This is a genomic window from Photobacterium kagoshimensis, from assembly GCF_050337045.1.
Taxonomy (GTDB): Bacteria; Pseudomonadota; Gammaproteobacteria; order Enterobacterales; family Vibrionaceae; genus Photobacterium; species Photobacterium kagoshimensis.
In genome coordinates this window covers 79770-104782 of record NZ_JAKJSO010000020.1, presented here as the reverse complement: position 1 = coordinate 104782, position 25013 = coordinate 79770, and the positions used below count along the sequence as shown (strand labels likewise).

The window sequence follows — 25013 nt, the reverse complement described above, 5'->3', positions numbered from 1 at the left end:
AAGCCGCTATGCATCTGCTATGCGGCTTTTTGTTTATCTACGAAGCGCAATTGCTACCACATTAATGATTCATATCTTTAGGCACGCTGTTCAACGACTATTGGCTGTGTTTTAGCTGGCCTTATCATCAAGTACACCGCCAGTGCCGCAAGTGCAAAACCCAGTGCACCAAACATATCAAATTGCTCGCCAAACGCTAACCATGCTTGTAGTGCTGTCATTGGCGGCACTAAATAAAACACCGAGGCCACTTTCGACGATTCACCATGTTTCACCATATAAAGCAGTAGTAATATTGCCACCAACGACAACACCAACACTAACCACACCAAGGTCAGAATAAACTGCGAGTTCCACTCTACCACCATGGTTTCCGTGGATGTTGCCACCACCGCAAGCAACAAACCTGTCGCGATATATTGGTAGAAAGTCCCACCAATTAAATCCACGCCCTGACAAAAACGCTTCTGATATAAGGTTCCTAATGTGATCCCCAACAGTGCTAGCATAGTAAAACCAAACGCCATGGCTTTGGCCCCTTCTTGCTGCCATTCCATATTGCCTTGTAGCACCAAACTGATACCAACAAACCCCACCATTAATCCAAACCACTGTGAAGGTCGCAGTTTTTCATTACTCATGATAACCATAATAACAGCCGTTAAGATTGGCTGAATCCCCACCAGCAGCGCGCATAGCCCTGCAGGCATACCGAGCGAGATAGCCTTATAGGTTCCCCCGAGGTAAAAACCGTGGATCAACACGCCAACAGCAAACGAATGCCAACGCATTTTCCCTTTAGGTAAATGGGCTTTTAACGCTAATACGAGCACGCCAAATACCAGCACATTAGCCATCATACGTAACAGTAAGAAGGTTGCAGGCTCAGCGTACGGCAAACCAAAACGTGCACCAATAAACCCAGAACTCCACAACACTACAAATAGGTATGGGGCGATTTGTGTCATTCTCATGTGACCTACCTTTATTGTTCCTTTTGTTATAGATTATTCAGGTACAGAGAATCATAAAAGTGACAGTTTTAGCTTGTTTTTAGGGTACAGTGATGTACTTACAAGGAAAGGTATTAATAATGACAGGCAAGAAGTACCAACAGGTTGTGCAATTTATCCGTGAACAAATCACGAACCAGTGCTATTTACCCGACGAGAAACTGCCTTCCATTCGAGCATTAAGCCAACACCTTCAAGTCAGTAAAAACACAGTCATTCGTGGGTATGAACAACTCGAGGCCGCTGGCGATATCACGCCCCATCCACGTTCTGGCTTTCGAGTCAGCAAGCTCAATACATCCTCTAAAGAGCCTCAACTCCCACCTTCTGAAGTTGACCTTATTGGCTTAAGTAAAGTCATTCTTAGCCAACCACTTAGCCATGATTTAGTCCATGCCGGATCGGCACACCCTAATACTGACTTTCCTGCAATTCGCTCACTATATGCTGAAATTGGTCGCCACAGCCGTTATCAAACAAATATTCCCAGCCATTACCAAATCCCACCGGGTAATGAAACGCTGATTAAGCAACTGGTTCATATTAATCAAGAACTCGGGATTTCTACTTCGCCGAATAAAATCCTGATTACTCACGGCGCTCAGCAAGCGATTAGCTTGAGTTTGCAGGCCGTAACTCAACCAGGTGATGTCGTACTTGTTGATTCACCTTGTTATTTTGGGACTTTGCTGATCATAGAGTCACTCAAACTCAAAGCGATAGAAGTACCAGCCAACCCCACTACAGGTATCGATCTTGCCGCCACTGAACATGCAATCAATCACTGGCCAATAAAAGCCATTGTGATTAACCCTTCCTATAACAATCCAACGGGGTATGTCATGCCTGATGACGCACGTCGTCAGTTTTTAGCCATCACGAAAAACATTCCTATCATCGAAGATGACGTGTTTGGTGGTTTAGCCTATCAAGAGCATCCTGCAACCTTAAAAAGCTTAGATCAGCAAGATAGGGTGATCTACTGCAGCTCATTATCAAAAACACTCGATTCACGGTTACGTATTGGCTGGGTATTAGCAGGCAAATATCAAGATGCCATTGAGCACCGTTTATTGTGTGACAACATGGGCAGTTTAAATTTGATGCAATCAGCTGTGGGTGAGTTTTTAAGTTCAGGAAAATACCGCCAGCATTTAGGTGTGATCCGACGGACTTACCGCCGTAATCAGCGTAACTTCGCAGCCCTCTTTGTCGATGCGTTAAATCAACACCCATCACTGGTTGGTCAGTACCATCTATCCCAGCCAGAAGGTAGCTTCCTATGCTGGCTCACATTACCGAGCAACACTGATACTTTTGCTATTTATCAGCAAGCTTTAACCCAAGGGATCAGTATCTTACCTGGTAGCATGTTTGGTACCCAAGGGCAGTACAACCACTGTATTCGACTAAGCTTTGCAACATTCGAGCAAAACGACCATTGGCAGCAAGGTATTACTCTGCTTGCTGCCATTATCGCAAACAACACTATAAGCCACTGATAATTAATGGTTTAGTTATAATAACTCCGTTGTTTTTTATCAATCACTCCATGGATATTAGCCCTATCCTGCCTCAATTATTACCAGTCAGTAAAAGTAATTTATTATTTAAGTGGATTATCAGCATCTGAGAAATAAATATAATGGCAACCATCAAAACGGAGCACGCAATTGTGCCGACGTAATAAATATAAAGAGAGATGTCATGACCGATAAATTTATCAAATCAAAAGCTGCAATCGCATGGGGCCCAAACCAACCACTATCTGTTGAAGAAGTGGATGTAATGCTACCGCGTGCAGGGGAAGTACTTGTTCGCATTATCGCAACAGGCGTTTGCCACACAGATGCATTCACTATGTCTGGTGATGATCCTGAAGGTATCTTTCCTGCAATCCTAGGCCATGAAGGTGGCGGTATTGTTGAAATGATTGGTGAAGGCGTTACCAGTGTTGAAGTCGGCGATCATGTTATCCCACTTTACACACCAGAATGTGGTGAATGTAAGTTCTGTCTATCTGGCAAGACTAACTTATGTCAGAAAATTCGTGAAACCCAAGGCCAAGGCTTAATGCCAGACGGTACCACGCGTTTCTATAAAGATGGCCAGCCAATTTTCCATTACATGGGCTGTTCTACTTTCTCTGAATACACAGTATTACCAGAGATTTCATTGGCAAAAGTAAACAAAGAAGCACCATTAGAAGAAGTCTGTCTACTTGGCTGTGGCGTAACAACCGGTATGGGTGCGGTACTTAATACTGCAAAAGTACAAGAAGGCGACACAGTTGCTGTATTCGGCCTAGGTGGTATTGGTCTATCTGCCATCATTGGCGCTCAAATGGCGAAAGCGGGTCGTATTATTGCGATCGATATTAATGAAAGTAAGTTCGAGCTTGCTCGTCAACTGGGTGCTACTGATTGCATTAACCCAACGAACTACGATAAGCCAATTCAAGACGTCATCGTTGAACTTACTGACGGCGGTGTTGATTACTCGTTCGAGTGCATTGGTAACGTGAACGTCATGCGCTCTGCACTTGAGTGTTGCCACAAAGGCTGGGGCGAATCAGTTGTGATTGGTGTTGCAGGTGCTGGCCAAGAAATCTCCACTCGTCCATTCCAACTAGTGACGGGTCGTGTATGGCGTGGCTCTGCTTTTGGTGGCGTTAAAGGTCGCTCAGAGCTACCTGAAATTGTTGAACGCTACATGGCGGGTGAATTCAAATTGAATGACTTCATCACGCACACTATGGGACTAGAAGATATCAACGAATCGTTTGAGCTAATGCACAAAGGCGAAAGCATTCGTACCGTTATTCACTTCGATAAATAACAACTAGCCCTACTCTACTATGCAGCCTTTAGCTTAAAGGCTGCTGTCTTTCATGACCCGCATGCTTGTTCATGCTGCTATGGATAGCACTTTCTACCTTTGATTTTGGCACATGGCCACGCTTTGCATTCATTGCGAAGCGTCTTTTTTTTGAGGATCCATTATGTCTCGAATCGTTGTTGTTGGTGGCGGAGCTGCTGGCCTTGAACTATCGACTCTACTGGCTAAATCTGTTCGTAAAGATGATGAAATTTTATTAATCGAACCTGAAATTGATCACTACTGGAAACCACGTTTGCACGAGATTGCAGCAGGGACTTTCGATAGTGATTTAGATTCCGTTTGTTATTTTACGCATGGCGCAACACACGGTTATCAACACTACCAAGCCGCTATGACCAACATTGATCGCCAACAAAAAGTGGTTAATGTACGCAAAGCCGATGGTAGCGAAGACACCGTCAGTTACGACTATCTCGTTATCGCCATTGGTGCGGTAAGTAATGATTTTAATACCCACGGCGCACAAGCTCATTGCATGTTTTTAGACTCTGCCAGCCAAGCCCGTGAAGCATGGAATCAAATTAGCCACGTACTTCGTGCGGGCAATGACAGCACTATCAACATTGTTGGTGCTGGTGCAACCGGTGTTGAGCTTGCTGCTGAATTAGCACGAGTAAGCAAAAAACTTAAAAGATATAACGCCGCTTGTTTAAACATTAATATGATTGAAGCTGCTGATCGCGTGCTACCCAATAGTCCGCAGAAAATGTCTGAAAAAGTGCTAGAAAAGTTAACACGAAGCGACGTTAATGTATTACTCAATACCCGCATTAAGGAAGTGGCTCGCGACGGCATGCAAACAACCGATGGTCAATTCCTAGCAGCCAACACCCAATTTTGGGCTGCTGGTGTAAAAGCCCCTGACTGGTTAAATGGCATCGGTGGTTTAGCGTACAACCGAATGAATCAGATCATAGTGAATCAAGATCTTAGTTCAACCATAGACCCTGCGATTTTTGCAATTGGTGACTGTGCATCTATTCCACAAGCCGATGGTTCAACCGTGCCTCCGAGAGCACAAGCTGCGAACCAAGCCGCGATTCACTTAGCAAAAAGCTTGAGCCGTCACTTAGACGAACAAACACTCACTCCTTTCACCTTCAAAGATGGTGGGATGGTTGTCGCCGTCGGGCATCACTTTGCTGTCGGCTCGTTTGGTATCGCACCGTTTGCTCAGAACGAGCGTTGTGAGGGCAAACTGGTCTTACAAGGCCGCATGATTCGACGTATATATGATACGATTTTCCGCTTACACCAAAGTACGGTTAGTGGCGTATTCACCGTTTCACGCTTAATGATCACCAAACGATTAAAAGCGGTATTTAAACCGACAGGTATTTAACTGCAACCACAGCCCTCGCAACTTCTAGCGAGGGCTAAATAGCCTAGTTGCTATATATTGAGAGCCTACTATGCGTTTCACCTTTTTCAAATCTCTTCCTGTGCAACTTCTACTAGCCGCTATTTCAGCTTGGCTACTCGCACAGCTGATCCCAGCCGATTACATCAATACCGACTCTGCTAGCTTTTCACTTTTAATGTTGGCAAAAACAACATATATCGGCTTACTTAAAATGGTCGTCGGCATTGTTGTTATGCTGTCGTTATTGCAAGGGATCACAAGTATCGGCTCAACCGTGAAATTTAAGCAACTTGGTTGTAAAACGGTCGCCTTTTATTCGTTCACTTCGATCATTGCGATCAGCTTAGGTTTAGGCGCATCATTAACACTCCCAGCTTGGCCACAACTGGTAGATCCTGCAACTATCACACTGAGTGAGAATACCCAATTAATCGATAATAGCTCAGCATCATCAGATGCCATTATGGGTAAATTGATCAGCATGGCACTGCAAAACCCTATTGCTGCATTATCCAATACGAACTTACTGGCGATTGTTGTATTTTCCATCTTACTGGGTATTGCATTACTGGCGAGCTTACCTGCAAAACATGCCGTTTTTGATGTGATTTCAGGGTTAAACAAAGCTGTTAACAAGCTAGTTTCGAGCATTATTCAATTTGCGCCTTACGCTGTCTTTGCCATCGTGTTTGAGTTCTCTGTCACCAGTAATGGCGAGCTATTTGGTCAGCTGGCGAAATTTGCAGGCTTAGTGTTTCTCCTAACCTTTATACACGGTGCCATTGTTTTACCGACCATTGCCAAAGCAACCACTGGCATAGGTTTTAAGTCGCTGTTTAAAGCGCTGTCTGCACCTATGGTGATGGCATTTACCACCTCGTCTAGCTCTGCGACTTTACCATTATCAATACAAACGGCAGAACAAGAACTTGGGGTATCGCAGTCTACAAGCAGTATGGTACTGCCACTTGGTGCCATCATGAACATGGATGGTACTGCGCTATTCGAAGGGGTTGCTGCTATCTTCCTTGCCCAGTTATATGGCATCGATTTAGGCACGAGCGGCTACATCATGATCTTTATTATGGCGATGGTATCTTCTATTGGTGCTCCGGGAATGCCATCAGGATCCATGTCTGGTATGCAGTTAGTCTTGCTCGCAGCAGGGATCCCACTAGAAGCAATTGCCATTTTGCTGATCATTGAGCGACCACTAGATACTTTCCGCACCGCAGTAAATGTGGAAGGCGATATTATTGCCGCTTTGGTTGTTGATAAGTGGCAAGCGAAAGCTTAATAAATTAAATAACGACCCACATTAAAAGTTAGACAGGAAAAAACCGCTGAATCTTCAGCGGTTTTTTTAATGTAGCGGAGCGCTGTGGGTATGGCAGATTTGGTACAAATCCTTTTCACGTTTGCTCAAACGTAAAAAAGGCGCTAATAAATTAGCGCCTTTCTTGAATGTGGCGGAGAGATAGGGATTTACTGCTCGCAAGCTCGCGCCCTTCGGGCTATTGCCTTTTCGCGCCTTCGGCACGGGCAATGTGCTTTCGCTTCGCTCAGGTGAACCCTACTCTAGGGTTCGGCACCCTATCTATTCTTTGCCATGTAACAGATGTAAAAAAGCCTGCAATTAAGCTGGCTTCTTTGAATGTGGCGGAGAGATAGGGATTTGAACCCTAGATACGCTATAAACGTATGCCGGTTTTCAAGACCGGTGCTTTCAACCACTCAGCCATCTCTCCATGCGGCGTATAATAAGGGGGTCACTAACATCTGTAAAGCAGAAATAAGCCCCAAAAGCTCAACCGCGCAATAAGCAAGCAAAGTACGGATAATACGTCGATATTCACAGCGCTCAGCCAAAGAAAACTGCTAACAATAGAACCATCAAAAAGATGGCGCCTGTCACTTTTAGTAGCAATGCTAACTGACGTATCTCATAACGCACAATGCTGATTATTAGGGGGGATTTTAAGCTCTTACGAGATTCATCGGCTTACCAAGCATTTTAGATTTGATGTCAAATGAACTACTCTGTGGTTAAATAAAACAGCTGTCATTTATTAGCACAATTGAAACAAACCAATAAGACAGCGGGTTATTATCCGTTTAAAAGCATAAATACGATTGAAATAAGGTGACTTTGTGATGGAATATCAATTTGCATAATTCCACTTTGATTTCCCTGCTACATTATGGTTTGATGTCGCAACTATCATGTTTACTGATTAAGGAATGAGATATGAACAAGGGTGTATTAACTCTAGCCGTTGCGGCATTGACGACTTTTAATGCGGGTGCTGTAACATTTCATGATGAAGATAAAGCGCTTCTGGAAGCGTTGGCACCGTATGGCATTTCTCAGAAAAACTGGGATGCTCAAGAGTACGCATCAATGAACTACATCGACACTCAAAAATTCAGTGAGCACGCAAAAATTTACCCTGGTAAAAAGGGCCGTAATTTTGAAAAATCGGCTAAGTCTCTGAATATGGATAGTGTTCAGGTTCAAGATATCAATGGTATGTCGCTGACTCTTACTGAGCTACTACGTGATCGTTTACACAACCGCACTATGGTTGTACTGCAAGATGGGAAGCTGGTGCATGAACACTACTGGTCTGGTACTGATAAAAACACCATAAACATGACTCAGTCAGCTGGTAAATCTTTTACAAGCTCTCTGATCGCCATTGCAGAAGCAGAAGGTTATCTTAAACTGACCGATCCAGTAGAAAAGTATGTTCCTGAAGCTAAAGGTACTGTCCTGGGCAAATATCCAATTCAGTATGTTGCCGATATGCGTTCAGGATTTGCTCTTATTGATGATATACAAAATGAATACGGTAGTGACTGGGATACTTCTATGGAAGACGCTATCAGCTGGCACGGTCACACAGACAGTCCTTGGGTAGGTATCGCAGATTACACTCCGCACCTGACTAAGTTGTCCTATGAACAAGGTAAAAAATATGAGTACCACTCATACAATACTGAGCTGCTGGGTCTGATCACCGCTCGCGCTACTGGCAAGCACTGGACTGAGTACTTTGAAGATAAAATCTGGAAAGCAGGTCAGTTTAATTCACCGACCACCATCTTTGTCGATAAAGAAACCCATCCAATTACATCGGGCGCAATGCAAATGACTACCCGTGATTTTGCAACCATGGGTGATATCTGGGCCCATGGAGGTAAAAACCAAAAAGGTGAGCAAGTTGTTCCTGCTGAGTGGTTGGCCAACACAATGAAAGGTAACGATGAAGTGAAGTTAGCCTGGGCTAAAGGCAAAGAATCAGCACTGGCAGAGGGCTGGTACGAAAACCAATTCCGAGTGCTGAATCTAGGTGGTGAAAACTGGTTATTAGCTGTGGGTGTAAACGGTCAAATCATCGCGATGGAGCCTGAAAGCAAAACCGTAATTGCCATGTTCAGTAGCTACAATGTTCCATCCAGCCCACGAATGGCGGTTGGTTTCTTCCACACTGCAATTCCGGCTATCAAGGCTGCAATTAAGTAATAGCTCACTTTCTAATAATAAAAAGACCAGAGCCTTATGCGCTCTGGTTTTTTGTTTTCCCCTACTCTTTTTCTATAGCAAATCGGTCTTAGTTCTCAACGTTTCACTTTTAAATTTGCATTGCGTCACATGAAAAATAACCGACATTCACAGCGCTCAGCCAAAGAAAACTGCTAACAATAGAACCATCAAAAAGATGGCGCCTGTCACTTTTAGCAGCAATGCTAACTGACGTGTGCCCCCTTTGGGTGCTTGATTACAACATCCCATCATGGTCTCCTTATGCCTTTATCTAGAGTAGATGTAAGGTTGTGCCTTCCAGCTAATGGAAGGTCAATACAAACTTCTTGATTTGCTTTGCTTTGCTTTGCTTTGCTTTGCTATCGATGTCATAAGCTACAGATGCAAAAAAACCAGCAATTAAGCTGGCTTCTTTAAATGTGGCGGAGCGCTATGGGTATGGCGGATTTGGTACAAATCCTTTTCACTTGGCTCAAACGTAAAAAAGGCGCTAATAAATTAGCGGTTTTTTTTAATGTGGCGGAGAGATAGGGATTTACTGCTCGCAAGCTCGCGCCCTTCGGGCTATTGCCTTTTCGCGCCTTCGGCACGGGCAATGTGCTTTCGCTTCGCTCAGGTGAACCCTACTCTAGGGTCGGCACCCTATCTCTAATCACAAAATTTAGGCGAAAAAAAACCGCTGAAGTTTCAGCGGTTTTTTTTAATGTGGCGGAGCGCTATGGGTATGGCGGATTTGGAACAAATCCTTTTCACGTTAGCCCAAACGTAAAAAAGGCGCTAATAAATTAGCGCCTTTCTTAAATGTGGCGGAGAGATAGGGATTTGAACCCTAGATACGCTACAAACGTATGCCGGTTTTCAAGACCGGTGCTTTCAACCACTCAGCCATCTCTCCATGCGGCGAATAATACGAGCATCCGCGAAAAGTGTAAAGCCTTTAAAACATCAAGTGCTTGTATTTCATGCGATAAAAGGCAAGTTTTACTTAGTTATTACAACCAAGCATCAAAACTGTAACTTGATTCAACTTATGATAACAATCAGAGTGGGACTCATCGAGAGCGAATTGAATTCAAATACAAAAAAAAAGCAGCACCACGCAAAGTGATACTGCTTTTCTATTACCGTTAAACAGTAATCAGTGAATTAACGCATGATCATTTGTTCACGACCAGGGCCAACAGATACCATTTTCACAGGCACGCCCATTAGCTCTTCAATACGTAGAACGTAAGCTTGTGCTGCTTTTGGTAGCTCTTCGAACTTACGGCATGCTGTAATGTCTTCATCCCAGCCTTCCATTTGCTCGTATACTGGTGCCAAAGAAGCCGTTTGTGGCCAAATTGGGTTTTCACTGTGGTCGCCATCGTAGCTAACACAAATTTTCAGATCTTTTAGGCCACTCAAGCAGTCTACTTTAGTTAGTGCAACTTCTGTTGCTGCTTGAATTTCAACACCATTACGTGTTGCAACAGCATCGAAGTAACCCATATCACGTGGGCGACCCGTGGTTGCACCGAACTCGTTTGCAGATTCACGGAATGCATCTTGCTCTTCCATTGCCGTTACCAGCGTACCAGTACCAACAGATGAACTGAACGCTTTCGCAACTGCAATCACACACTCTGGACGAAGCGCAGGCAAACCACTGCCAATACCTGCGTACGTTGAGATAACATTCGATGATGTTGTCCATGGGTATTCACCGTACACCAAATCACGGCCTGCACCCAGCTGTGCTTCAAACAACAGGTTTTCACCTTTAGCTTGTAGCGCTTTAAGCGGCTGAGTTACATTACAAATCGCATCACGCCAAGGTGCAGAAATTTCAAGCAACCACTGAGTCATTTCTTCTGCAGTTTGATCAAACTCAAACGATGGGTATAAAGCTTTAAGCTGAGGTAGTTTCCAATCCATCATAAACTGGATACGCTCAAGCAATACTTCTGGTTGTTGTAGCCAACCTACTAAAATACCTTTTTTCATCACGCGGTCGCCGTAAGCTGGCGCAATACCTTGACGAGTAGAACCGTAAGCACCGTCGCCTAAACGCTCTTCTTCTAAGGTATCTTCAAGCGCATGAAGAGGTAAACACAGTGTCGCACGATCTGAAATACACAGATTTACTTTAACGCCAGCAGCTGCTACTTCTTCGATTTCTTTGGTTAGATGCTCTGGGCTAATTACCATGCCTGGGCCCAAAACGGCTAAACAATCAGGGTTAAATACGCCGCTTGGAAGTTGGTGTAATTTAAATGTACCCAAGTCATTCACTACTGTGTGACCTGCGTTATTACCACCTTGGAAGCGGATGCTTGCCGATGCTTTCTCTGCCAAGAAATCAACGATACGGCCTTTGCCTTCATCACCCCAGTTAGCACCAACAACAACGATAGACGACATAATTAACTCTCCTTAAAATCGAAGTGGCTATGCTATGCCTCACCAGGCAATAAGAGAAATTAATAATTATTATAAGCTTGATAAGGATTCCATATGACTGGTGTTCTACCATAGGATAGAATGTGAAGCGTAAATACAATGATAGAAAGGATTTGATATGCTTGATCTCCACTGGTTAAACACCTTTGTCACCTTAGCGCGGCTTGAGCACTTTGGTAAAACAGCCGCCGAACTTCACATGACCCAGCCAAATGTCAGCTTGCATATCAAACAGTTAGAACAAAGCACTCGGGTAAAATTAATTGAGCGGAATCCATTTCGATTAACACAAGCTGGCGAGCGTTTACTCAAGAGTGCCCAGCAAACATTGCAAGAATTACAAGTATGCCAAGCCGATTTAAACGCTATTAATGATCTGTGCCAAGGTACGGTATCTATTGCCGCTAGCGATATTATTTCTCGCCTTCTACTCATCAAGCCCTTTCAATCTTTTAAGCGTGAATTTCCAGGTATTGATCTGTCACTGTTTAATACCACCTCAACCCAAGCGGCCGAGTTAGTTAAAAGTGCGAAAGCTGATTTAGGCTTTGTTATTGCTCAGAAAGAAAGTCAGCCGTTACACTTTACCGAGCTAAGACAAGTAAGATGGTGTGCGTTAGGCGATGGCCTGGCAAGGTGGCAAAAGCAAGCGATGGATAATGCAGCACTCCCTGATGATGAACTGCCTACCCTGATTCTGCTTGGTCATGATACCCGTACCCGAGATCTGATTGATCTCGCCTTGCCTAGCTTAAAACTGCCTAAATATCGCATTATGGAAGTCGGCAGTGTGGATGCGCAGATTGATTGGGCTGAAGCGGGGTTTGGCATCGCCATTGTGCCTGCATTTTCGCTTCACCCTAAGTTGAACCTCACGAGTACGATCACACCTTTACCAGATTTCCCGACGACCAGTTTAGGTTACATCGTTCGCCAGAATCAGGTGCTATCTCGGGCGATTAAGCAGCTATTACTATGGGTTGGTGAAGAAATTACTAATTCTCAGTAGAACAAAAAAGCCCCTGTTAACAGGGGCAAAGGGTACTGATATCATTTTTGACTATTATTGATATACGCTAGAAAGTCACTGTTTGTGGTTGCTTCATTTTTATGATCCACTCTTTAACGGCACTTGGCGACATTATCGATGGATCACCCAGATCGGCATCACTGGCATCGGCGAGCTCTGCGGGTAACACGTTAAGGATGGCTTCAAGATCTTTATGTGATTTCACTTCTAAATCAAAAACACGCGCCATCGTATGGTCATGGTCAGCATGACGTGCTCTTACTGCTTTCACCAAACCATCTAACAAGGTATACCATGTTGTCATTGGCCCCTGAACAATAGACGCCGATTCTGCAGCTGAATCTATAAATGCAAAGGGTACTGTCGCGATAGGTTGATTCATTTCCATTGCCGCTAAAATCCAATCTGTATCAAACGAAAAATCATACACGGTTGGTTTTTTGATAATTTCTCTTAACACGCCTGCGCCATATAACTTAAAAGCAGCTTGTGTATCTTTAATGCCTTTAGAAAAGATTTCTTGTCCTATCATGCGCTGCATATGACGTAAGGTTTTAATACCAACACCCCAGCGCTCTTCTTGCTTAACAAGAATTGAATCTGGGTGTTTACGGTTACCAAGCACAACATGGTGATGATTCATGATGAAAGGTTTAAGCAATAAGCCCAGCTGCCCTAGATGTACGGAATTATCCGCATCTGTGTACATGACACAATCTACGCTATCTTCTAGTGCTTGTTGGCAACCGTAAATAATTGCACCACCTTTTCGAGAATCATCCGCTGACGCTAAATTTTTCAACGGGCCATCTGCCGCAGGCAGCGTATCTGATAATTTGAGTACCTTAATCTGTTGCGCATTCACGCTACCTTTCGCGATACTTTTGGCTATGCTATAGCTATTATGCGGGCAACCATCATCGACAGGGTACAATCGCCAATCAACCACTGTGCCTTGCATCACCCAGTTAAGCTGTTCTATTTTGACGCGAAGCGAGTCTTCTCCATGAGGATTAGTGGCATCTTTCACATTGAGTCTGTTGTGCTCCCCCCACATTGCAAATACAACACCGACAGTCACTGGCTTTGTCACAGTCAGTAAATAACGGCGAGACTCAACAAGCTTTACGGCAAGCTTAAATTCAAGTGGACAATTAGGCTGGGCTGCAATTTCTTGATATCGATCTACCGTAACGTCTTTCAAGCAATACAAGGTATTCGCCAACTTAAGCAATTTATGCTGATGAGTCGCTTCTGTTAGATCAAAATAGTCACTCGCTGAAAGAAGTACCCGCTGAATTACTTGCTCTGATACCGTCATATTGCTCATCCTTTCGTCCTTGTGAGAATAAGTCGCCCACAAGCGAAGCTAAACAAACAACTGATCAGCAAGCTGTTGCTTATAGGGTCTATTTAAAGACTAGTAACCATATGCAACTAAGCCAAATTTAAATGCCTATTTTATCTTACTTCTATGCCGTTAATTTGAAGTGAGAAGTACGGGTTAAGCGGAGTCAATATGACCAATTAGATGGCCGTTGTGAATCACCCTAATGTAACGTTATTAGGTTACAGATCATTAGATTATTCAATATAAAGAAGCCAAGCCGACAAGTACTACTCTTTGCTAGCAATAGGTGCAAAGCTACGACGCTGCAAGGGTGTCACTGTCGCCTCTTCAATCGTTGCAAGGTTTCCTTTCGCCATAGGGTTAGGCACATTGGGAGGGGATGGTTCAGCTTGAGTCTCTTGAGGCGATAATTTTCGTACTGGCGTTTCATTGGCAGCGGTTTGTTGATCAAACGAGATTGCTTCTATAGGAAGAACAACAACATTGTCTTTTTGCTGAAGGTTTTTCGTTTCAGCTTGATCACTGTTAGCTTCATTTATCGACTTATCGCTGCGGCTTGTTACTGTCGGCGCTTCAAGATCTTGCGCAGGTGTCATCGACGCGGCTAATTGTGATCCACTCACTTTATTTTGCTGCGCTGGTGGTGTCACTTTCTGCGAGTTCAAATCTTCAGCAAGTCTTGGTTCACTCGACTCTGTCGATTCAGGTTCCGATAATGGCTCCGGTGTTGGATCTACTGCGGGCACTGGCGTAAATTGCTTACTTTGCGAAAAGCTATTATTTAAACCACTGAGTTTCTTGCCCGAAGAAGAAGGCGGTTGATACATGACTTTAGGTTTAACTTGAGAAGCATGTACCGTAGTTGAGCCTGCTTGTGAGCGATCAACCAAACCTAGTTTAGGGCTAGAGAAAGAGAAAAAATCTAACTTTTCATCCCACGCTTGTAAGGTATCTAATTCATTCTGCCAATGATCATCAAGAGTGGCGGCAAAATCATTTATTTGTAACTGGGTAGATAATTGCGTATTGGCCGCCTCATATCGCATATGCAGCTTTTGCTTCATTTGCTCCCAGTTGGTTCCCCCCGTCATCAAATAACGCATACTATCAGCCCAATACTGATAGGCTTTCGCGCTGTTGCTTTTATCGGCGGCAATGGCCGCTAGCCCCTCTGCAAGCCCCGCATATTGCCACATTTTTTTACGGCTAAGTTTGGCTTCTGAGCTTAAAAACAGGATAGATAATCGATGGTATTGTTCCGCCGCTTGTTTATAACGGCCAGACTTAGCAAGAAACGTCGCTTTACTGTATAAACTGATGTCCACATCCACAGCAGAGGCACTTGCTGTTGATAACAGCGAGGAGAGAATAAGTAAGCATAAAATAAGAAGATGAGATATTAAGCTTTGTTTACATAAAGTTTGTCTATTTAGGCTCATCTGAACGTCTCCACTAAGCATCTGCCAGGATGATCAAAACGAGAGTTAAACTTAACATCACGATATTCCAGTGCTTCATTTGGCTGATACAACTTGCCGTTGGCTTTATATAGTAAAGCCTCTAATACCCCTGCATTGGTATTTAAAGTAATGCTTTTTTCATAACCACTGGTGAGCTCGTAGCGTCCTTCGTACCACCCACGATCGGCATCATACAGCTCACGTACCAACACCATTAATCTGTCTGTATAGTCTGTTTTCCAGAGGGTCCACATCTGAAACGCAACTTGGGTTGATATCAATGCCAGCTCATCATGATCACTGCCATCTTCAGCGACCGTGATCCAAGGGGTACCTAAGGCATAGACACTATCATAAACAAAATACGGCTCCCCACTTACGACATGCGAACCTCGCGCAGTATATATACGCTCTTTATCCCAGCGTGATTCTTGTACTCGGTATAGAGCATCAGCCATAGCCGCCAAAGTATCATTACTGTGTTTGGCATCTGTAGTGCTGGTGTCATTAATATTGTCCCAATTAAACTCGAGGCCAAGCTTTAAATAGGGATTACTGTAAACAGGGCGAAGGACATCATAATCACGCGGATCACGCCCATCAAACATAATATCAATACCATTGATTGTAATGACTTCGTAGGGGTCGAAGCGCATCGCTTTTTGTGGCACAACTTGCCAATCAAGGTAACCGTAAGAGGTGTATTCTTCTATCCCTAACCGCCCCTCTTTATAGCGAAAAATATGACCATCATCTTTTACCACGCCGCCATAGAGTTCGCCTTCATTGGTGACTAACTCACAAAAGTTCCAGCGTAGGACCGCTTTATCGATATACTCTGAAAATTCAGGATTACGCTGCTTAGTCATTGCGAGCACTATCAAAATACGACCAACATCCACCGCTGACCAACCAATGTCTTTAGGCTGATTGCCATAGTCCACCATTTGACCCGTTGTAGTGTTATAGACTTTATTTGGCACTCCCACCGAGCTAAGTGGCATTTTATTCAGAAAATTCAAAACTAGAGAAAGGCGTTCGTCATGCTCTTTGCTGGTAATGAATTCAAATTCTTGTGCCGCCATTAGCGCAACGAGGTAATCGGCTAATGACGACATATTAGTTGAAGGGTAATTGTCGATTGAATTAACCAGCCCTGTTTTCAATTGGGTATTATTTTCAACGTATACCCATGCTGTTTGCGCCCATGCTAATTCTTGCTCGGTTAATTTACCATAACGACCTTGGCGTATAATTTGGGAAGTATTGATTGTTGTTAAACCATCTTGCACACCCTGATACACCACCCCACATGAAGTTAGTGCAAATAACGAGCATACAATAAGTCCCTTTCTCAACATCTACATCCCTTTATTTGAGAAATTATTTCTTATTAAGTGTTTTTCTTGGTAAACACTGCCCTTCATAACCGAATGGGGATTCCAACGCTTTATCCCACAAACTAACAGGTGGGTTGTCTAGGTATGTAAGCAACTTACCCTCTTGTTTATAGAGTAATATTTCTAATGTAATCCCGTTATTATTTGAGGTAAAGGTGTTAATTAAGCCAGTACCATTTTCAAACATACCTTCATAAAACCCTTTCTCTCGATCATAAAGATTGGAAATATGGTCAAACACTAAGTCGGTATATTCTGTATCCCATAACACCCAGAGACCCATGGCACCTTTGACAGCTACTGCAGAATATTGGGGCAAATACTCACCCACTTCAGAAATCGTATTCCAAGCATAACCATCGGTATAAATAGTATCGTAAACGAAGTATGGAGCCCCTGCTAATTGGTGTTCTGTACGCGCAGTAATAATACCGGTATTTTCATACCTCGCTTCTTGAACACGATAGATTTGCAACGCAAATTCAGCCATCCAATCATTTGAATACTTATCATCGTGTGGTGTCTTGTCCGAGGTTAAATCCCACCCCATTTCAACACCATCAAGCACAAAGCTTTCTGTTACTACATAGCTATGCGCCTTTAGTTTACGCGGGTCTCGTGTATCGTAAGGAATGTCATAGCCGTACAAGTTGATGGTACTGTATGGCTCAGGCATCGATGCTTGGGTGGTATCAAACCCCCACAATTGAAAGCCTTTTGCTGCATATTCTTCATAGCCTAGGCGCCCTTCTTGTAAGTATTGAACAGGCTTGTCTTTCTCAAGCAAAGCGCCAAACATGGTGCCGTTTTCATCCACAACATTACAGAAGTTCCAGCGCAATACAGCAGAGTCAACACCCGTCGCATATTCAGGGTAGCGGTTTTTAATGATGTGTAGCCAAATTAGTAATCGACCTAAATCTAGCGCCGAATAACCAATTTCGCCCGGTTGGTTACCGTAATCCACCATCGCAGCAGTTTGCGTATTATAGGCCTTATTAGGCAGCTCTCCTTTGAACAGCTGCATCGTATTGAGTGTTGTCAAAAAACGAATCAGACGACGGTCAAACTCTTCTTTTTCAATGATCCCTAATTCAAGTGCACTTGTCATACCGGCAAGGTACGAGGCTGCATCCCACCATGTGACCGATGGGTAGTTATTTACCGCATTCACCAGACCAGTCGATTCTTGGAAGTTATTTTCAAAATATTTCCAGGCAATCCGAGCCATATCCATTTCTTTTTCGGTCAGCTTGCCATGACGAGGTTTAGGCACATCCCAGTGGTTTGGTCGGTCAATAATTTCATCCGACAAATTACTGTATTTATTCCCACAACCAGCCGCCAACAGCCCCATCAGGCAAACAATGATATAACGCATACAACACTCCCTATCAAAGTTGCGTCTACTTAGCACCTACGCTCAATAATGACCCGTTTTGAACGTAAGCAAGTGACTCTAAAACTATGCCATTAGTATTCGCAGTGATTGCTTTGTTAGTGCGTCCATCACTTTCATAGCGACCTGAATACCACCCTTTTTGTTTCGAATATAGCGCCTTAGCGTCATCAATTAACAAACTTGTATATGGGGTATCGTAAAGCGCGTACCAGCCAAATGCAGCCTTAGTCGACAAGGTTTTTAGATGCGAAGCATCGTCACCCTGATCCGAGATGGCATTCCACTCTTTACCATCAGAGAAAACCGTGTTGTAAACAAAGTAAGGCGATTCATCGACATTATCTTCACTCACCGCCGTTAAGATCCCGGTACGCTCATAACGATTCTCTTGTGCTTTATAGACACGGTACGCAAAGATTTTAGAAATACTATCCGCACCAAATTCCAAACTGTCGAGGATGTAAGATTCACTCACAACGTAGTTATGCGCATGATACTTAGCAGGGTCACGTTTATCGGTTGGGATCTCTACACCATCAATTTCAACCAAATCTAAGTAATCGATGTATTTCATCGCATTGAAGACATCTCGTCCCATCAATGACAACGCTTTAGACGCATACTCTTCATAGCCAATACGCCCTTCTTGTACCAATTCGAACCCATCACCTTTAACAGCAGGACGGGAACCGTACAAATAGCCTTTGTCGATCATTTCAGTGACATTCCAATGGTTAAGAACATTATTCACTGGCTTGTTAAACTCAGGGTACTGCCAAATTAAGATGTTAAACGGCACTAAAATTCGGCCAATATCAATTGCCGACCAGCCAATCCCTTTGGGTACAGGTTGGTTAGCGTAATCCACCATTTCCAGCGTTTTTGTGTTATAGGCTTTGTTCGGTAACTGACCTTCGATTAAAGGAAGACGCGCGAGCGTATTTAGCACTTTTTCCATCCGAAGTGTGAACTCTGCGTGGCTCACAACATTCAGCTTTTCAGCTGAAATCAACCCCATCATGTATGAGGCGGTATCCCACATGGTTGTTGAAGGGTAACCATCAACCGAGTTAACTAAGCCCGTGTTGTCTTGGTAGTTGTTCTCAAAATATTGCCACGCAGTTTTTGCCCACAAGTACTCTTGTTCGGTCAATATACGATTTTCACGGAGTGGAATCGGCTCAGAGACTTCAAACGTGATATTGCCGAGTACTTGGCCGTAGTCACGCGTTTCGATCGTAAACGCCACCACCAATGCTGTCACTAAACCCGCAATAAAGACAAAGTGGTGCCGTGCATTCACAAGTGCTTTTTTAAATTCCATATTCTAATTCCTCCGATCCTTGTTCTTGCTCTTTGTCTGTTGGTGGTGACCAGAAAGCAGCTGCGATCATGCCCCACATCGCCATCATGTTATTAATAATCCAGAAGCTGTTCAGCACTAAGCCACCAAATGAGTAGCTACCATAAGCGCCAGATGCATAACCAACCCAAGCAAAGCACATGCTAAATAAGCTCAATACAAACACGGTAAACTGCGGAATAATCATCTTAAAGAAAGTACCGCTTTGACGTTCTTTCGGGGTGGTAGGGAAGCTGATCTTCCGCCCCCTTAACACGGTCCATAATGCCCGTAAGTTAACAGGGAAGAAGGACAAGAAATTCGTTTTCCCTTTATAACCCGCAACCCCCCATGTCCCTATCATCATGGCGAGCTCTGCCGTCAGTACAAACGGTAAGAAATGCAAATAGAAAGTGGTATCGTACGCACTCACAGGTGCAATGCTGGTTAAGAAGTAAATGATTGGGCACGCAAGGAAAATGATATTCCAGATAGCCGATAAATTAGACCAGAAGCTCGCGCCATACATCAGCTTTTGTTTGAGTGTCATTCCCTTACGGAACAAAGGGTTATCATTCATAAAAATATCGATTGAACCACCCGAGTATTTAAAACGCTGTACCGTCCAGGTTTGTAAATCTTGTGGAGATAGCATTTTACTTTCTACTTGTGGGTGTTGAATTGAACGCCATGTACGCTCTGTATCTGAATGTAGGACGATGGAAGTATAAATATCTTCTGATACATGAAATTTATAAGGCGTGAATTCAGTATCAAATAAGATTTCTTGACGAAGGTTATTCGAAATATCCTTATCAACCGTTTTTTCTTTGGTCAATTTACGAATTTGACGCTCTACTTCATCGTGCTCTTTACTGATTTGCTCACTATAAGCACGTAAAGCGGCTTCCATTACCGCTTCACGTCGGTGAATTGAGCCCGCGCCACAACAGAAAGAAGCATTTACCCAATTACGGCGGCGTTGGATAACGTCGTAGAACATTTGCGGATCATTCACGAATGGGTCTTCTCCCAATGTCACGGGACCATACAAGCGCTCGACACCGCGACCAATTAGGCGGCCAAACCCGCCCATTTTCTTGCCTAACCAATGCGGTAAACGTTCACCTTCTGGTAAATCAAAGAACCATTGCGGGGTTTGTACCCAAGCCACATCAGGGTCACGGAAATAGCCTAGGGTGTGTTCAAGGATTGTCGGAAACGGGCGCGTATCTGCGTCACAGATAACAATAAAATCCCCGTATGTTTGCTCAAGTGCATTACGTAGGTTACCCGCTTTGAAGCCAACATTCCCTTCACGCGTGATATATTCGACACCCATTTCAGCGGCTAACGCTTCCATCGCAGGGCGTTTACCATCATCAAGAATGAAAATTTTCATCTCAATATCGTGCGGGTAACGAATCTTCTGAGCATCTAAAATACTCAAGCGAACTAAATCGGGCTCTTCATCGTAGGTGGGGAAAAACACGTCAACGCTGATCGGTCGGTCTTCATCCGTCTCATGCACACATTCGGCAATTTTATGCGGAGGCTCACGACGTGGCTCATCTTTCGTTTTCCACAAATTGAACGTAAATAACATAGAGCCAATAAAGGCACAGGATTCTGCAAACGCCAAGGGCAGAGAGAACCACATCGCCTCATAGTTCAATGCGTATGTCCACCGCCACCACAAGTACCAAATACCCAGTGTCAGATTACATGTCGCTAAATATTGATAAAGCAATTCGCGTGACATGCTATGCGGCACAGGCTCTGGCGGCTTGCGATACTCGAACTCCTTAAAATAAAAATCCATCTAGAATTACTCCATTAATATTGACGAAAATACGCGTGATGCGTGGCCAATAAACCAATCAAACTTGCGTTATAGTCAATAGCGAATTCGTTCACTGCATAAGACTTTTCACTGTCGATATAACTCAACATGCCCATATTTTTTGGTGCGACCCCAGCCTGCGCTTTTTCATTTGGCCCACCCACTAAATACCCTGGTAGATATACACCTGTCGCGATACGGTACAGATGATGTAAATTACGGACGGCATAGGTACCGCTGCCAGTCACAAAGCTTAAATTGAAGGCGTTTGCCCCTAGCAAATAATCAATCTGTGACTGAACAACAGCGCGATATTGCGCTTTATGCGGTGGCTGATGACGTTGAATCGCATCAGACCAAGCAATTAAGATCCCGGCTTCTGCCGTCATCTTATTCGAGCCCCAAATAAAGCGTTGGTTAGCAATGCCAAACGCTGAATCATTAGCTTGCGTAATATATTTTTCTGCAGCATCGCGTAAATCTGTGGCGAGTTGTTGATAAAGTTCTTGCGCGCGATCTAACGTAAGCAGCAGATGCCATACGCCCATGAGTGCGGGATTTTTCCATTCAAAAATATCAATCCACTGTTTGTCGTATTGCGTTTCAAATGCGGTTAAATACTTATCTTGTTTGGTGGTGACGTACAATTCTGCTAAAGCCCATAATCTGTCATCAATATCCGTATCTAACGATGGTTCTTTGTCTTCTTTGTTTTTCACATAAGGGCCAGAACCGGAATCATCCCCTTTTTGCCAGTCGATATATTGTTCGGGAGTCGTTTCTAAATATCGCCATGCATGAACAGCAGCTTGCAAATAACGCCGCGCCATACTTGGCTGATAATCGGCATAAACGCGTGAAGCAAAAGCCATGGTTGCAGCAAACTTTGCAGTTTCAGGGGTGCTGACACCGTAGATGTAACGAGGTTGTGTATCTTGCCAAGGTGGAATTTTAGCCGGCCATGTTGCACCAGATACTTTGCGATAAACGGCGCCATCAGCACGTTGCATTTTCAGTAGCCACTTCAAGCCAAACTGCGCTTCATCTAAAATAGGAGGCAATGATTGATCATGAGCCAGTTTAAACATGTCTGGTGATTGACGGTATGCTTCTAACAAGCGTGCCACAGTAATTGTGGTAGTAGCCGTGTATTTACCAAAATCACCCGCATCGTACCACCCGCCCATCATATCTAACGACTTACCTTTCTTATGGAAGGCGTCAGTTCGGAAGATCACACCGTCTTTCATATGGCTAATTGGTCGCGCTAGCCCTGTGGTTTTATCATTAACACTTACGCCCGAGCGCTGAAGATACAAGGCATGAACCAAACGTTGGCTCAAGTCGTGATAAGTATTCGATGCGATTTGAAAAGGAGCTGATCGCACATCACCCGCCACCAGTTGAAACCACCCCGTCGCTTTCACGGCACTGAAATTAATCATGGCAACGGGACGTTCATCTTTAAGCTGCTTTTGGCTTTTAGCTTGAAATTGGGCAATGCTTTTATTTTGATCCACAGACCATAAGGTGACAGTTTCCGAGCTTGGTTTTAACCAATAGGCGACTTTATCGCCATTCGATAAATAGCCGAGTTGGTTCACCACAATTGTTTGTGCTTGTAGAACACAACTCGCTGCCAGTGCTAACAGAAGAATGATCGTCCTTGTCATTGTTCCACCTATTTATCTTGAAAGTTATAAAGGTTGCGGCTAATTTCAATGCCATTTTGATCGGTAATACCAACAATAATGGCGCCAGATACCCCAGCAAGGTTTGCCTCTTCAATGATGGCTTTCTTGCTATTGGCTGGTAGGTCAACGTCATCAAATACCCATTGCTTGCTATCAAATCGATTACGAATCCAAACTGTCGCTTTGGGATAAGCATTAAGGGAATCATTAATCACAGTGACAGACATATGCGCTTTCGCGCTATAAAGATCACGTTCAACAACCGCTATCACTGGCTGATAGGCCTGTTTTAGCGCTTTATAACCAGGTTTCGCTTCGCGTGTTACATCCAGCACTGACCAAGTAATTGAAGGCCAACTATCTACAAACATAAACTGATAAATGGCAGCCACACCCTCACCTTTATTTAATCTTAGGTGTTCAGCTGCATATTTGGTGGCTACTCTTTGATATTCTTGGCTATTTTTATGAAATTGTGACAAAGATTCACCTTGAACAACCTTCGCAAGCATTAACGTTTCATGTGGTTGATAATTGTGGTAGCTCAACTTAGCTACATTTTGAACGGTTAACGGCCAGCCCCACTTGGCGCCTAAAATATCCTTCACCATGGCTAAACTTGGCATAGCTTGCGCTCCAAATTCGCTGATAATCGGTGTAAATGTTCCTGTGCTGTAATCTTGATATTTACCTGAATACCAACCTAACCAAGGATGCTCTTTGGTATAAGATGCTTTTCTCACAACGCGCTTGTCTTTAGCATTTAATAGCTGCTGATAAACGGCTTCAGTTAACAATTGATTCTGTTGCGGCTGATAGCTCGGGTATTTATACTTCATCCAATCAGCATCCCAAGGCGGTTCGTTATGACCACTCCAAAATGCAATAGAAGGGTGATTTGCAAGCATGGCAGTCATTTCAACCACTTGTTTTACCGCTTCTTGCCTAAATTGCGGTGCATCTGAATACCCCCATTGCAAGGGAAAATCTTGCCAAACTAATAACCCAGCTTTATCCGCCTCGTCATAAAATGCTTTACCCGCAACATGCGCATGCACACGAACGCTATTGATGTTGGCCGACTTCATAAGAACTATATCGCGTCGGTAGTCATTCGCGGTTAATTCACCCAGCCACTGACTACCGATATAATTGGTGCCTCTGACAAAGTACGCTAAACCATTTATATAAAATTGCCCTTTCTGTTTATTTTCCTTTGCATCAAACGTTTCTTTAAAATCGACATCACGAAAGCCGATTGTCGTAACCTGCTGATCTGTTACTTTTCCATTAATCGAAGCTGTAACCTCTAAACGATATAGACTTGGTTTACCCCAATCCCATGGCCACCAAAGATCACGATCCTTCTTCGGCAACTGCCAATTAATAATCTGCTCACCGGCTTTGACGTTTACTGATTGCTCATAGGATTCAACAGGCGTTGTGTTATCGCCTTTAAATAAACGGTAAGAAAGGGAAACGGGCTGACTGTAGAGATTATTAACAGTCAGACTCACTGATGCTTGAGTCTTTGTTGTGGATAAAACCTTGGCTGCTGGTTTGTCGATTTCAGAATGAGATCGTCGTGATGGTAAATCAATACTAGGCACTACGGTAAGAAAGGCTATGGCTGTTGGCCCCGTGGCTTTAAGAGCAACATCGCCCCATATTCCCCCTGAGTTTCTATCTTGGCCTGAATCAGACCATGCACCACCAGGGCGAGTATCATGATGATTTAAGACCCCTTTGATCTGCGTCTTATATAAAGACCAATCAGGCGTAATCGATTCGTTCGGGCTATTCACCCAAACTTCAATATTATTGTTACGCTCACGGATCAAGTGGCTAATTTCAGCGCCAAAAGGCGAAAAGTAGCCAGTATGCCTTGCTACTTGTTCGCCATTAACAGACACTTTTGCTTCATAATCTACAGCATCAAACACTAACCAATAACGTGACTCTTCAGAAACCCTTGTATCAAAGTTTCGCTGGTATATTGCAGCTCCAGCATGATCAATTCCTTCCAAGTACCAGTTATTCGGTACATTGACATTTTTACTTGTTGATTGACGTTGTTGATCATCAATTATCTCTAATCGCCACAGTCCATTTAACGATTGCGTTGTTATTTGCCAGTCATTATTAGATTGTTGTATAGCGCAAGATGATAATGAGAATAACGCCATCGTGGCGAAAGCTATTCTCATAATTTCCTCAGCAATAAG

Annotated in this window: 16 protein-coding genes and 2 tRNA genes; 6 read left to right on the top strand and 12 right to left on the bottom strand. The window is 43.7% G+C overall.

Features of this window, described 5'->3' with window-relative positions:
• Window positions 1-77: 77 nt before the first annotated feature.
• A complete protein-coding gene (locus L4C35_RS18525; protein ID WP_428464300.1) occupies window positions 78-968 on the bottom strand; it encodes a DMT family transporter in 891 nt (296 codons plus the stop codon).
• A 125-nt stretch (window positions 969-1093) separates the two neighbouring features.
• On the opposite strand from L4C35_RS18525, the gene L4C35_RS18520 reads away from it, so the two are divergent.
• The 4 genes from L4C35_RS18520 (at window position 1094) to L4C35_RS18505 (ending at window position 6574) form a co-directional block, all read left to right on the top strand.
• Complete coding sequence (locus L4C35_RS18520) at window positions 1094-2515, top strand: aminotransferase-like domain-containing protein (RefSeq protein ID WP_428464284.1); 1422 nt, start codon at window positions 1094-1096, stop codon at window positions 2513-2515.
• Between the two features lie 205 nt (window positions 2516-2720).
• Complete coding sequence (locus tag L4C35_RS18515) at window positions 2721-3851, top strand: S-(hydroxymethyl)glutathione dehydrogenase/class III alcohol dehydrogenase (protein ID WP_303500615.1); 1131 nt, start codon at window positions 2721-2723, stop codon at window positions 3849-3851.
• 163 nt (window positions 3852-4014) lie between these two features.
• On the top strand, window positions 4015-5256 hold the full coding sequence (locus tag L4C35_RS18510) for an NAD(P)/FAD-dependent oxidoreductase (RefSeq protein ID WP_428464283.1): 1242 nt from the start codon (window positions 4015-4017) through the stop codon (window positions 5254-5256).
• A gap of 70 nt (window positions 5257-5326) precedes the next feature.
• Window positions 5327-6574 carry a dicarboxylate/amino acid:cation symporter gene (locus L4C35_RS18505; protein ID WP_428464282.1) on the top strand — a complete coding sequence of 416 codons (1248 nt, stop codon included), beginning with the start codon at window positions 5327-5329 and terminating at the stop codon, window positions 6572-6574.
• Window positions 6575-6934: 360 nt separating this feature from the next.
• On the opposite strand, the gene L4C35_RS18500 is transcribed toward L4C35_RS18505, so the two are convergent.
• Window positions 6935-7025: transfer RNA gene (locus L4C35_RS18500), tRNA-Ser, on the bottom strand.
• 500 nt (window positions 7026-7525) lie between these two features.
• Here L4C35_RS18500 and L4C35_RS18495 point away from each other — a divergent pair.
• Window positions 7526-8803, top strand: a complete 1278-nt coding sequence (locus L4C35_RS18495) for a serine hydrolase domain-containing protein (RefSeq protein WP_428464281.1) — start codon at window positions 7526-7528, stop codon at window positions 8801-8803.
• Window positions 8804-9628: 825 nt separating this feature from the next.
• Here L4C35_RS18495 and L4C35_RS18490 read toward each other — a convergent pair.
• A tRNA-Ser gene (locus L4C35_RS18490) sits at window positions 9629-9719 on the bottom strand.
• 251 nt (window positions 9720-9970) lie between these two features.
• Window positions 9971-11227: an adenylosuccinate synthase gene (locus tag L4C35_RS18485; RefSeq protein ID WP_428464280.1), complete on the bottom strand. Its 1257-nt coding sequence runs from the start codon at window positions 11225-11227 to the stop codon at window positions 9971-9973.
• Between the two features lie 157 nt (window positions 11228-11384).
• Here L4C35_RS18485 and L4C35_RS18480 point away from each other — a divergent pair, with 157 nt between their 5' ends.
• Window positions 11385-12275, top strand: coding sequence for a LysR family transcriptional regulator (locus L4C35_RS18480; protein WP_428464279.1), 891 nt, complete (start codon window positions 11385-11387; stop codon window positions 12273-12275).
• Window positions 12276-12342: 67 nt separating this feature from the next.
• On the opposite strand, the gene L4C35_RS18475 is transcribed toward L4C35_RS18480, so the two are convergent.
• The 8 genes from L4C35_RS18475 to L4C35_RS18440 all read right to left on the bottom strand — a co-directional run bounded on the left by L4C35_RS18475 (window position 12343) and on the right by L4C35_RS18440 (window position 24995).
• A complete protein-coding gene (locus L4C35_RS18475) occupies window positions 12343-13626 on the bottom strand; it encodes a glycosyltransferase (RefSeq protein WP_428464278.1) in 1284 nt (427 codons plus the stop codon).
• A 287-nt stretch (window positions 13627-13913) separates the two neighbouring features.
• Window positions 13914-15086, bottom strand: a complete 1173-nt coding sequence (locus L4C35_RS18470) for a hypothetical protein (RefSeq protein ID WP_428464277.1) — start codon at window positions 15084-15086, stop codon at window positions 13914-13916.
• Window positions 15083-16468, bottom strand: coding sequence for a DUF3131 domain-containing protein (locus tag L4C35_RS18465; RefSeq protein ID WP_428464276.1), 1386 nt, complete (start codon window positions 16466-16468; stop codon window positions 15083-15085). Before L4C35_RS18465 ends, L4C35_RS18470 begins: the two co-directional genes overlap by 4 nt.
• A gap of 22 nt (window positions 16469-16490) precedes the next feature.
• On the bottom strand, window positions 16491-17888 hold the full coding sequence (locus tag L4C35_RS18460) for a DUF3131 domain-containing protein (RefSeq protein ID WP_428464275.1): 1398 nt from the start codon (window positions 17886-17888) through the stop codon (window positions 16491-16493).
• Window positions 17889-17913: 25 nt separating this feature from the next.
• Window positions 17914-19233, bottom strand: coding sequence for a DUF3131 domain-containing protein (locus L4C35_RS18455; RefSeq protein ID WP_428464274.1), 1320 nt, complete (start codon window positions 19231-19233; stop codon window positions 17914-17916).
• Entirely contained in the window at window positions 19223-21073 is a 1851-nt protein-coding gene (locus L4C35_RS18450) for a glycosyltransferase family 2 protein (RefSeq protein WP_428464273.1), read from the bottom strand. Before L4C35_RS18450 ends, L4C35_RS18455 begins: the two co-directional genes overlap by 11 nt.
• A 14-nt stretch (window positions 21074-21087) precedes the next feature.
• Window positions 21088-22767 carry a glycoside hydrolase family 9 protein gene (locus tag L4C35_RS18445; protein ID WP_428464272.1) on the bottom strand — a complete coding sequence of 560 codons (1680 nt, stop codon included), beginning with the start codon at window positions 22765-22767 and terminating at the stop codon, window positions 21088-21090.
• 8 nt (window positions 22768-22775) lie between these two features.
• Window positions 22776-24995, bottom strand: a complete 2220-nt coding sequence (locus tag L4C35_RS18440; RefSeq protein WP_428464271.1) for a glycoside hydrolase family 2 protein — start codon at window positions 24993-24995, stop codon at window positions 22776-22778.
• Between the last annotated feature and the right edge of the window lie 18 nt (window positions 24996-25013).